This is a genomic window from Myxacorys sp. (assembly GCF_059501405.1).
The window spans coordinates 1-11,778 of record NZ_JCACCM010000151.1 but is presented as its reverse complement, the minus strand read 5'-3'; the positions used below and the strand labels follow the sequence as shown (position 1 = coordinate 11,778).

Below are 11,778 nucleotides of genomic sequence, written 5' to 3'. Positions count from 1 at the left end.
GCATTCCGGGCACTGCAGAGAATCACCTTATCCATCTCTCCATTATGCAACGCCGGCTATCGCTTATTGTGCTGTTGCCGCAGAAAATGGACGGAAACGCAAATCGTTTTTCCAGCCATAGCGCTTCACTTCACCCGAGGCGTAGGCTTAATCGGAGTGCGCAAGTTGAATATTTGCGCTTAAGAGAGGTAATGACGGGATTACATGAGCAAAAGATCGCGAACTGGGTAGAACCAGGACAATTTTTTACTTCAGGGTTAAAGGGTTAAGTTGACATACCATTATTTCTGCATGAAAACTTTTGAAAAATTCGGTGCAGGTAATTCGCTGCCGTAATATTCTTGCAAAGTAAACGCATCAACCTGAATTGCATCCAATCGCGCAGATTCTGCTGCCCGAATCAGTTCAGCCTCCGCATCAGAAATTATTTCAGCGTTGAGTGCCAAGGCAATTAAGTCCTCTAGTTTGCCTGGAGGCAATTGACCCGCGCGGCTCGCTGTCATCACTGTTTTAACGAGATGCTCAGCTTGATTAGAAAGCGTTAAAGCTTGCTCTAGTCGTCCTAAAGCTTCATCAGGATGAGTCGGAACGTAAATGCCAGAGGTTAAGCGATCGCGCCCTTCTCCAGGAATTTGCAGTGCTTGTGCAACCTGACTTCCAAGCTGATCGGACGGAAGACCACCGAACGGATTCAATCTTACAAAGCTCAGGAGCAGGGGAATGGGTAAATTACCCAAGATGCCTTCTAACGCTTGCTGAATTTGCGCAAAACTATATTGCATTGCCCAATGCACGAAAATGAGATCTTCTGGCTTACATCCTTCAGCTTCAAATCGCCGTAGCGTTGCAGTTCCCAGATACATCCATGACACCCAATCTGCTAATCTTCCTGTAAGTTTCTCGTGTCGCTTCAGTGAGCCTCCAAACCCTAACAGCATCAGGTCTGTGAGAAAAGCAAAGGTTGTAGATGCCCAAGCTAGTTTTTGATAGTAGCGAGCGGTTGGACTGATGGCTACCCGTGCTAGATGACCACGAGACAAGCCTAGTAGAACCGTTCGGAAACCGTTTCTCACAATCAATCCAATGTGATTCCATAACACTTGATCGAATGCGATCGCATCGTTTGCTTCAATCGCCTTTACTTCCTCGTAGAGATAAGGATGACACCGAATCACCCCTTGCCCAAAGATCATCAATGTTCGCGTCAGAATATTGGAACCTTCAACGGTAATCGGAATCGGCATTGCGGTGTAGAAGTTCGCAAGTAGATTCCTCGGTCCACGAGAGATGCCTGAACCACCTAGAATATCCATGCCATCGTTGACGAGTTTTCGGGTGATTTCAGTGAATTGATATTTAGCGATCGCAGAGACCACCGCAGGTTTTTCACCTTGATCCACGGCGCTAGCCGTATAGATCCGAGCCGCATCCAGGAGATACGTGAGTCCGCCAATTCGGGCTAACGGTTCTTCAATGCCCTCAAATCGACCGATTGATAAGCCAAATTGTTTTCTAACTTTGGCATGGGCACCTGTTACTCGGGCAACTAACTTAGCAACGCCAGTACAACTTGCTGGAAAACTAATGCCTCGTCCTGCCGCTAAACTTTGCATGAGCATTTTCCAGCCTTGTCCGGCTTGTTCTACGCCTCCAATAATTTGATCGACCGAAACAACAACATCACGTCCTTCCACTGGAGAATTGTAAAACGGTACGCCCATTGGGTCATGACGTTTGCCTAAGATCAGGCCAGGTGTGTTGGATGGAACGAGTACACAGGTAATGCCAACGTCTTCGCCTTTGCCCAATAGATTCTCTGGATCAGATAGCTTGACTGCGAGCCCGATTAGAGTTGCGATCGCGCCTAGTGTAATGTAGCGTTTTCGGAAGTTTAACCTCAGATATAGCTTTCCGTCTTCTCCTCGAAACACAATCCCTTTAGATGTAATACTTGCCGCATCTGATCCAGCCGTGGGTTCAGTCAAGGCAAAACAAGGAATTTCTTCTCCCCGTGCAAGTCGTGGCAAGTAGTGATCTTTTTGTGCTTCAGTACCGTAATGGAGTAATAGCTTAGCTGGGCCTAGCGAGTTTGTAACACCGACCGTTGCGGTGTGGATAAACGATCGCGAGGCAAGTTTCATCATCACACTGCTGTAGGCAAGGTTCGAGAATCCCAAGCCATCGTATTGGGTTGGAATCATCATGCCGAAGAATCGTTCCTGTTTGAGATAACGCCACACATCCGCAGGTAAATCTTTGCGGCGATGGATTTCCCAATCTGTCGCCATGCGACAAACTTGCTCCACAGGACCATCCAGAAAAGTTTGCAATTCAGGCGACACGGCTGGATAAGGTTCGTGATTGATGCGGTTGAAGTTAGGCACACCTGAGAAGAATTCTCCTTCGACCCAAACTGTTCCAGCGTTAATAGCGGCGCGTTCTGTTTCAGAAATTTTCGGCGGTTGGATGACCTGCATCAGTGGCGCAGTCAACAGGTTCCGACGCAACCAAGGGACGTTAAGAATGAGCGCAACACTGCCATAAATTGCCCAGAGCCAGAAGGACGCTTGTACTGTTAGCAGTACACTCGCACCATACAACGACCAAAGCCATAATGGTGCGCCAAAATATCCCAATAGCAATAGACCCATGATCAGAATCGTCAATGATAAGAAAATCATGATGAGACTCCTTACATCATCAGGTTCTCAAACACAGCAGCGGCACCCATCCCACCGCCGACACACATCGTCGCCAACCCATATCGCACCCCCCGACGCTTCATCTCATGCAACAACGTTGCTGTTACTCTGGCTCCGGTGCAACCTAATGGATGTCCTAATGCGATCGCACCTCCATTCACATTCACGATTTCCTCATTGAGTCCTAGCTTACGGATTACGGCTAACGATTGCGCTGCAAATGCCTCATTCAACTCAATCAATCCGATATCGTCTAAACTGAGTCCGACTTGATGTAAAACCTTTGGAACAGCGGCAACAGGACCAATTCCCATAATTTCCGGGGGCACGCCTGCAACTGCAAATCCTAGCAGCCGTCCTAATGGCTGCAGCTTGAATTCTTTCAGTTTGGCTTCGCTCACCAGAATGGTTGCCGCCGCACCATCTGAGGTTTGAGAAGAATTCCCTGCTGTCACGCTGCCGCCAACTCTGAACACAGCAGGTAAATGAGCTAGCGCCTCCAAACTTGTATCTGTTCGAGGCCCTTCATCAGTTTGTAGAATCGTTTCTACAGGTTGCGGTTTGCCATCGAGATACAGCGTTTCGTGAAGGTTGACTCGGATCAGTTCATCATTGAATCGTCCAGCTTGGGTAGCCGCGATCGCGCGTTGATGCGATCGCAAGGCAAATGCATCTTGATCTGCCCGAGAGATCTCATACAGGTGCGCCACATTTTCAGCGGTCATTCCCATCGTGCAATAGACTTTTGGCGTTTCGGCAATCAATTCTGGATTGGGCAACAGATCATGCCCGCCCATTGGAATCAGACTCATCGATTCGGCACCACCCGCAATCATAACGTCCGATTGTCCAGTGGCGATCGCTTGATTGGCGAGGGCGATCGCTTGCAGTCCCGAGGCGCAAAATCGGTTCACCGTAGCGCCTGCAACAGAATCTGGCAATCCTGCCCGTTGAGCAATTACCCGTCCTAAATTAAATCCCTGTTCCGCTTCAGGAAACGCACATCCAAACACCACATCATCAACGTCATTTGGATCGAGATCTGGAACTCGTTCAAGCGCAGCTTCCACGGCGGTCGCGCCCAGATTATCCGAGCGCATATTCCGAAGTTTTCCGCGTGGTGCTTTCGCGATCGCAGTTCTAACACTACTCACAATGTAAGCATTTTGCATCATCATGGCTTTACCCTCAATTCCGTAGCGGCTTTTTCGTTTTCAGCATGTGTACAATTCGATCTTGGGTCTTCGGTTGGCTCAAGAGGGGCAAGAAGGATTCGCGTTCTAGTTGCAGTAAATAATCTTCAGAAACCAAAGCAGGGGCAGAAAGTTCTCCGCCTGTCATCACATAAGCGAGACGGGTTGCAAGATAGCGATCGTACTCACTGGCAAATCCGCATTGCTGGAAGACGTAAGCGATTTGTTCCAACACCGCTCTACCTGGACGACCCAGCACCATAATGGAATCGTTCTTAGGGGGAGGAACGTAACCAATCTGATCGAGGTGTAACACCTCGGCTTTGGCAATTTCTAATCGCCGCTCTCCACTCATGAGAATCCGCGTATCACAGGGCAAGAATCCCAGTTCTTTGGCTTCGTAAGCACTCGTTGAAACTTTGGCAGTTGCGATCGTTTCAAACGCCGTTCTCAAGAAAGGCTGAATATGACTAGTGGAGTCCGTTGCAGCCCGTTCAGCCGCGCGGCTAACCATTCGCATAATTCCGCCTGCGCCGGGAATCAATCCAACGCCGACCTCGACTAAGCCAATGTACGTTTCAGCAGCAGCAACCACCTGCGGACACGCCATCACCAATTCACATCCGCCACCCAACACACGCCCTTGAATTGCAGCAACAATGGGCTTCGGGAAGTAGCGAATGCGCTGTAGAAGCGATTGAAATTCCACAATTAGGGTTGCGATCGCATCAAAATTCCCGGTCTGTGCCATCATTGCCATTTCTGCTAGATTTGCCCCTCCCGAGAAATGAGCGCTGTCGTTTCCAATCACTAAGCCTTTGTAATCCCTAGTCTCTAGAATTTCTAAAACACTAGCGAAACCTTCTAAAACCTTGTTGCTTAATGTGTTTCCTTTAGAACGGAATTCGTATAACAGAACTCCATCACCCACATCTAACAAAGCAGCTTCAGAATTCTGCCAAATTGGTTGTTTAGAAGTTGCTGGAGTCGTTTCATAAAATGGCTTTTGTACCCATTCAGGCACCGTCATGTTAGCGGCTTTCATATCGGCTAACACGGTTTCAAATCCCAGCGCATTCCAGAGTTCAAAAGGCCCGATTTCCCAGCCAAAGCCCCAGCGCATCGCGCGATCGATATCTTGAGGATTGTCAGCAATTTCAGGAATTCGATGGGCGCTGTAATTCAGCATCGCTAATGTAGTTTGACGGAAAAAATCGCCTGCACGTCCAGGAACTTGATACAAGGACTGGATGCGCTCGCGCAAAGGCAAGGTTTCAAATTGCTTAATTTCCTCTAAATCCAACGGCTGAGCAGGTTCATAGGCAAACGTTTTCGGATTCACAGACAAAATTTGAGATTTTTGTTTTTTGTAGAATCCTTGTCCACTTTTCGCGCCGAGCGTTCCCGTTGCAACCATCTTACGCAGCACGTCAGGAACTCGAAAAACATCGCGGTGCTCATCTTCTGGGGCAGCTTGATAAAGATGATCCGCAACATACATCAGCGTATCTAGCCCGACTAAATCTACTGTCCGAAACGTTGCCGATTTAGGTCTACCGATTAGGGTTCCAGTTAAGGTATCAATTTCTTCAATCGAATAGCCTTGTTCTGTCCATGCTTTTATGCCCAGCAGAGTGACAAACATACCAATCCGATTCGCAATGAAGTTGGGAGTATCTTTGGCAATCACAACGCCTTTGCCTAGATACAACTCGCCAAACCATTTCATTCGATTGAGCACATCTGGATCAGTGTCTTGAGTAGGAATCAGTTCCAGCAGTTTAAGATAGCGAGGTGGATTAAAGAAATGAGTGCCTAAAAAGCGCTGACGAAAAGAATCTGAGCGGCCTTGAGCAACCAAATGAATTGGTAAGCCACTAGTGTTTGTCGAAACAATCGTCTCAGGTTGAATGATTGCTTCTAAGCGTTGCATTAACTGTTGCTTAATCTGTAAATTCTCAACAACGGCCTCAATCACCCAATCGACTCCGCTCAGCCGATCAAAATGCTCATCGAAGTTGCCTAGAGTGACCCGTCGAGCCGTTTTCTCTGTAAAAAAGATCGGCGGGGACAGTTTGAGGGCTTTTTTAAAGGCCGTTTCAACGAGATCATTCTTTCGCCCAGTAGTAGCAGCGACATCGAGTAGGTGAACTGTTAAACCTGCATTGGCGAGATGTGCGGCGATTTGGCTTCCCATTACGCCAGCACCTAGAACAGCAACAGTTCGGAATGGCTTCAGCATAATTCTAAAATCCTCCCTTCAATGAGGTCGTTAATTGAGGATTGAGAGGTTAATTGAGAATTGAGAGATTGAGAGATTGAGCAAAGGTTGGACAAGCTTTAGTGGGAATGATTGGACATTCTATTTCTTGAAGATCAAACTCTGACGAATCTTGTGGCGTTGTTCTATCTCCAGTGTATAAGAGACTGATCTCCTTAGCCAATACGCTTGCGATCTCATGACGATTAATAGATTCATTAGAACTTAGGAGCCGAAATCGTTTCACGCTTGCCCAATAAGGCTGATGACAATTCGCCTCATCGACGATCGCTTGATACAACGACAGCACACACGGATGCTTCAGCAAAGCCTCTTCTGGTAAGCCCAGTTTCAACTCCCGCAAAGCCCCAATATCTGGAACAATGAGTGCTCCACAAAACTTCTGATCTGCACCCACCACGATCGCTTGTTTGACCAACGGCGAATCCTCCAATCGAGCCTCAATCGGCTGAGGTGCAACATACTTTCCCGTTGAAAGCTTGAAGAGGGCTTTCTTCAGTCCTGTAATTTGCAGAAACCCATCCTTCGTTAAAGCACCTAAATCGCCTGTATGCAGCCAGCCTTGCTCGTCGATCGCCGCCTCAGTTGCTGCTGGATTTTTGTAGTAACCCGGAGTGACGTAAGCCCCTCGAACGAGGATTTCGTGATCGGGCGCGATCGCAACCTCTACTCCTTCAATCAAGCGTCCAACTGACCCAGCCCGATTGGCGCGATCGCGATTACAACAGACCACTGCACTCGCCTGCGTCAATCCATAGCCCTGAAAAATCTCAACGCCTGCTGCGGCAAACACATTTGCTAATTCCGGCTTTAAGGCTGCACCTCCACAGAGCAAATATTTCAGACGATTCCCAAATAGCGATCGCCACGGCGACCACACGAATCGATCTGCAAGTTTGAGCAACAGTGCATAAATTCCCCAAGTTGGATATCCTAGCTTATACCGTTTGGCAAGCCATAACGCTAAGGCAAACGCCAGTCGCGATCTCTTGGACGGTAAGTTATTCGCTTGCTCTAGCGTTTTACTGTAGATTTTTTCTAAGAGTAAGGGAACCGAAGCGAAAATGGTTGGTTTAACTTCTTTAAGATGTTTTAGAACACGATTAGGATTAGAAAAGTAAATCGTGTGACCATAGTAGATGTGACCATAGATTAAGCATCGTGCAAACACATGGGTTAAGGGCAGAAACGAAAGCGCAATTTCCTGCATTCCCCATTGCAGTCGAGATAGACTTCCAAATGCTGCTAAGGCATTCCCTGAAAGATTTTCATGGGTTAGCATGACGCCCAGCAACTGTCCATCTGTTCCAGGCACATAAACGAGTGTGGCTAGATCATGGGGGGAAAGTGCTGCTCGCAGAGCATCAACCTGACTTGCAGAATGCTGAGCTTGTCCTGCGGCTCTGACGTGATCCAATGAATAAATTTTGTGCGGATGCGTGACCGAATTGGCTGGAGCTTCCACCAAGATAATATGCTCAAGATTTGAAGCTTGGTCTAGATAAGGTAGAACCTGTTGTAGCACTTCTAAATTGGCAACAATGAAGGCTTTTGCCTCACTGTGTTGTAAGACAAAAACAATATTTTCCAACGTTTGAGTTAAGTCAATCGGCACATCGACTAACCCTGCTAACAGGCAACTCATATCTGCGATCGCAAAGTTCACATCACTCCGAATCAACAATGCAACACGATCACCCCGCTCCAACCCCAAATTCAGCAATCCTAACGCTAATGCCTCAGTCTTAGCTTGGAACGCCGAGTTTGAGAGCGATCGCCATCCTGCTTCTATAGATTGATTGAAGGCAGCAGTATTTGGGCGGAGGCGACAAGCTTCATCTAGCAACGCAGGTAATGTATGCTCCAATGGAGAAACCCGAATCCTTTGCTCAAGTTGATGAATTCTTTTGGCACTAAACATCGTTCGTAAGAAGAATAGTGATTCTTCTCCTCCGTAGGTGAGTTAGGCTTCATTGATAAATGGCTGACAAGTCTCTGCACCAATTAAGTGTCTTTCTAACCAGTCTTCTAAATCCGAAAACACTTCCTCGTAATCGGAATCAACATAAAGATCATGGTAGTTGCCCGGATATTCGCGATGCTCTTTATCCGGGAAGATGACTCGTTGAAAAAATGCTCGACTGCCTTCGGGTAACGTAACGCGATCGCTACTTCCATGCATAATTAACAGCGGAATCTGCAGCTCAGAAGCATGGCTATAAATCCAGCGAACGGTTGCAAAATACTCGGTGGCTAGACGAGCACTACCGTATTCGTGGCGTAGTGGATCGACTAAATAGGAGGCGGCAATTTGCGGATCGCGCGATCCTAGATTGGTGGGAATCTTGAGCTTCAGACTAAATCGAGGTGCAATCCGAGAGAGAAGCCGCCCGATTGTTAGCCTCACTGGAGAAATATTAACCTTGCCCAGAGCAGGGGCTGTAGCGATTAATCCCTGGATTTCGTGGGGCGATCGCAGGACATAATCCAGCACGATCGTTCCGCCTAAACTATGTCCCCACAGGATCATCGGGCAACTGGTTCGCTGAGTCCGCACAAAGCGTAAAAAGAGGCGTAAGTCTTCTCGAAACTCCGCCCAAGCATTGATATATCCTCGTTGTCCAGTCGAACGTCCATGCCCCCGTAAATCGAGGGCATAGACCTCATAGCCTTGTGGCACCAAATACTCCACTGCATTTTGAAAGACACCGCTATGCCCGCCCAGGCCATGCACCAGTGTCACGACGGCCTGACTCGGTTCTTCGGGGTGCCAACTTTGGTAATAGAGCGTTGTCCCTTTCAATCCTTGAAGGGTTCCTTCTCGATGCTTCATAGTTTTTTTCCTTATTGCACAGTTCGCTTTTCTTTTGTAGGTGAAGTGAAAAGCGATGAGGCGCGATCGCTAGTTACTAATGTTAGTAATTAGCGATGAATAGACTTTTCTTATTAAGAGAATACAAGAGCAATTAATTCCGGTAGATAAATTGCCTCAATAATTCAGCTTGAATGGCTGTAGCGTCGATTGCAGTTGGCTTTCTGCACTATCAACATTCCTCCAGATCGGTAGCAGAATCCTTATCTCACTTTAGTAAGTTTGAAAGCGAGCATCAAGTTTTTGAGTCAATTTTTAACAATCGAAATGAATAAGAAAGAAGTATTTTAGCGAAAGAATACTCTAAGTTTTCCTCGCCTTTTCTCATACACCAGAATCTACAGGACAGCAAAAAGTCTTTGATTCTAAGAGCATTAGTTCAAGTCTTAAAGTTTCGATTTGCATCTTTGTTCAGGAATTGCCCAGTGCCAAAGCGATCTCGACCAGTACCTCTCCTTGGCTTATTAAAAACGCTTTTAGGATTCCACGTTTAACTTTGCGATCGCCCAGTCAACGCTAAAGCAACGGTTCTACAGCAGTTCGATACGTCACAATGATGAGTAAGTCACAGAGCCAAACCTGAGGCAGATACTACGATCGGCTTTTTCAGCAGCGTGATCAACGCGGCAAAATAACTACAGTCGCGAGACGATGCATCTCAAGTTCCGCAAATCGAGAGCCTATTCGTGTAGTTCAAGGCTGTCTATCATCTCGCTACTTGTAGAAGCCTATGAATCGAATCGTTCGTTTTGCCGTGATGGTTTTCGTTACATCGTGTTGCATTGCCACTATCTTGTTTCAGACCGTGCAATCAGCAGCAACAATCAAGAATTCAGCGATTGAGTCTCCAACTCGTGTAGACGTTGCCCAAAACATTGATTTTGCGCAGCACTTTCGAGAGCTAGGGGTTGAAGGTTCAATTCTGATCTATGACTTGAACAACGATCGCATCTTTCAACACAACCCACAACGAAACACAACGGCTTTTTTACCTGCGTCCACCTTCAAGATCTTGAATTCTTTGATTGCTTTGGAAACAGGAGTTATTTCAAACGACATCGCGGTTCTAACGTGGGATGGAATTCAAAGAAAGCTGCCTGAATGGAACCGAGACTTGAACATGAGAGAGGCAATCAAGCTTTCTGCTTACTGGTTTTACCAAGTTTTAGCGCGTCGAGTGGGATATGACCAGATGCAGAAATGGGTCACTCAAGTGAAATACGGCAACCAAAAAATTGGCAGTCAGGATGATATTGATAAATTCTGGTTAGAGGGAGAACTGAGAATTACACCTCAAGAGCAGATTCAGTTTCTCCGTCGTTTTTACAATAATGAATTGCCCTTCTCCAAGCGATCGCTCTCGATGGTCAAAGACATGATGATTATGGAGCAAACCCCAGACTACACAATCAGAGGTAAGACAGGTTGGGTTGGTTTTGTGGGCGACGTAACACCGCAAATTGGTTGGTTAGTTGGTTACTTAGAAAAAGGTAAGAATGTTTACTTCTATGCCACTAACATCGATATTCGTAACAAGAAAGATCCATCTGCTCGAATGGAATTAACACGTCGTTGTTTCAAAGAGCTTGCTGTGCTGTAGTCAGTGAAGGTACTGGTAACAAGTAAAGCGAGTTGTTAGAGCGATCGCTTCTGCTAAAGTTCAGAGCGATCGCTTGTTGAACGATGAAGAAGATCGCTTCTTTTAGTATAAATAGACTGAATAGATAAAACTGAAAGTTTTCTGTCCATCTACCCATCTAAGATCTTAGGCAAAAACTTTCAGTCTAAATAGTCGTTAGCTGGCACAATTCGGTGCTGCATCATAGATGTATACCTTTACCCAAGTCACAACTATCCATGACTGATAGAACTCAGTACTTGTTGGAATTAGCAAAACGCAATGTCAAAGCGTACATCGCCAACCCAAAAACGAAAGCTGTCATGGTTACAGGCTCCGTCGCAGAAGGGCTATGCGATGAATACTCGGATTGCGATGTAATGCTTTATTACGACGAATTGCCTTCTGAAGAGGAGTTGCACCTTGCGCGCCAGCAAAATCAGGGTTCAGAGTTGATTGGGATTTTAGGCGATCGACGAAACGGTGCATTTGGGGAAAGTTTCCTGATGGACGGGATTGAATTTCAGTTTGCTCATGCGACGATCGCACAATGGGAAAAGGAAATGTCAACCGTCTTGGAGAGGTTTGACGTTCCATCTCCGATCGTGAAAATGCTGTATGGAACATTGATTGGCATTCCGTTATACGGCGAAGCGCTGATTCAGCAGTGGAAAGCCAAAGTCGCAAATTATCCGGATGGACTCGCGCAAACGATGGTCGAGCATTATCTCAAGTTTTTCGCAATTTGGGGAATGCAGGAAAAGCTTGCCAAACGGGACACGACGCTCTGGTACTACCAAATTCTGGTTGAATCAGCCCAAAATCTTCTCGGTGTGTTGTCTGGATTGAACCACCTATATTACTCAACATTTCAGTTCAAGCGAATGAGCAGATTTATTGAGCAAATGGAGATTGCCCCTGAAAATCTTGCCTCTCGTCTCGAAAACTTGTTTCGTCATGAAGCTCCTGTAGCGGTTAATGAACTTGAAGCATTGGTTCGAGAAACCGTAGAGCTTGTGAAGATTCATATGCCTCAAGTGGATACTTCAGCAGCAATCCCTGCTTGACTGACAAAACTAAGAAGCTGGAAAGCTAGTGAGGACGGTGAATTC

8 protein-coding genes are annotated in these 11,778 nt (G+C 46.7%); 3 read left to right on the top strand and 5 right to left on the bottom strand.

Annotated features, from left to right (window positions below; all coding sequences use genetic code 11):
- A partial coding sequence (locus AC5I6P_RS20905; protein WP_495695693.1) for a hypothetical protein occupies positions 1–269 on the top strand: 269 nt, incomplete at its 5' end.
- A gap of 12 nt (positions 270–281) precedes the next feature.
- Here the strand turns inward: AC5I6P_RS20905 and AC5I6P_RS20900 are convergent.
- The 5 genes from AC5I6P_RS20900 to AC5I6P_RS20880 are packed head-to-tail and all read right to left on the bottom strand — an operon-like array spanning position 282 to position 9,009.
- The gene (locus tag AC5I6P_RS20900) at positions 282–2,681 is read right to left on the bottom strand and encodes an acyl-CoA dehydrogenase (RefSeq protein WP_495695692.1); all 2,400 of its coding nucleotides are present in this window, start codon (positions 2,679–2,681) and stop codon (positions 282–284) included.
- An 11-nt stretch (positions 2,682–2,692) separates the two neighbouring features.
- Positions 2,693–3,880, bottom strand: coding sequence for a thiolase family protein (locus tag AC5I6P_RS20895; RefSeq protein ID WP_495695691.1), 1,188 nt, complete (start codon positions 3,878–3,880; stop codon positions 2,693–2,695).
- A gap of 10 nt (positions 3,881–3,890) precedes the next feature.
- Positions 3,891–6,137: a 3-hydroxyacyl-CoA dehydrogenase/enoyl-CoA hydratase family protein gene (locus tag AC5I6P_RS20890; protein WP_495695690.1), complete on the bottom strand. Its 2,247-nt coding sequence runs from the start codon at positions 6,135–6,137 to the stop codon at positions 3,891–3,893.
- Positions 6,138–6,186: 49 nt separating this feature from the next.
- Complete coding sequence (locus AC5I6P_RS20885; RefSeq protein WP_495695689.1) at positions 6,187–8,097, bottom strand: AMP-dependent synthetase/ligase; 1,911 nt, start codon at positions 8,095–8,097, stop codon at positions 6,187–6,189.
- A 42-nt stretch (positions 8,098–8,139) separates the two neighbouring features.
- Complete coding sequence (locus AC5I6P_RS20880; protein ID WP_495695688.1) at positions 8,140–9,009, bottom strand: alpha/beta hydrolase; 870 nt, start codon at positions 9,007–9,009, stop codon at positions 8,140–8,142.
- Between the two features lie 769 nt (positions 9,010–9,778).
- Between AC5I6P_RS20880 and blaOXA the strand changes: the two genes are divergently transcribed.
- Positions 9,779–10,648 carry a class D beta-lactamase gene (gene blaOXA, locus AC5I6P_RS20875; RefSeq protein WP_495695687.1) on the top strand — a complete coding sequence of 290 codons (870 nt, stop codon included), beginning with the start codon at positions 9,779–9,781 and terminating at the stop codon, positions 10,646–10,648.
- A 257-nt stretch (positions 10,649–10,905) separates the two neighbouring features.
- Positions 10,906–11,733, top strand: coding sequence for a nucleotidyltransferase domain-containing protein (locus AC5I6P_RS20870; protein ID WP_495695686.1), 828 nt, complete (start codon positions 10,906–10,908; stop codon positions 11,731–11,733).
- Positions 11,734–11,778: the final 45 nt, after the last annotated feature.

What these genes read in the sequence shown, in the direction of transcription:
- AC5I6P_RS20870 (WP_495695686.1), top strand. Translation starts at nt 10,906, where the DNA reads ATGACTGATAGAACTCAGTACTTGTTGGAATTAGCAAAACGCAATGTC.
- AC5I6P_RS20900 (WP_495695692.1), bottom strand. Translation starts at nt 2,681, where the DNA reads ATGATTTTCTTATCATTGACGATTCTGATCATGGGTCTATTGCTATTG.
- AC5I6P_RS20895 (WP_495695691.1), bottom strand. Translation starts at nt 3,880, where the DNA reads ATGATGATGCAAAATGCTTACATTGTGAGTAGTGTTAGAACTGCGATC.
- AC5I6P_RS20885 (WP_495695689.1), bottom strand. Translation starts at nt 8,097, where the DNA reads ATGTTTAGTGCCAAAAGAATTCATCAACTTGAGCAAAGGATTCGGGTT.
- AC5I6P_RS20880 (WP_495695688.1), bottom strand. Translation starts at nt 9,009, where the DNA reads ATGAAGCATCGAGAAGGAACCCTTCAAGGATTGAAAGGGACAACGCTC.
- blaOXA (WP_495695687.1), top strand. Translation starts at nt 9,779, where the DNA reads ATGAATCGAATCGTTCGTTTTGCCGTGATGGTTTTCGTTACATCGTGT.
- AC5I6P_RS20890 (WP_495695690.1), bottom strand. Translation starts at nt 6,137, where the DNA reads ATGCTGAAGCCATTCCGAACTGTTGCTGTTCTAGGTGCTGGCGTAATG.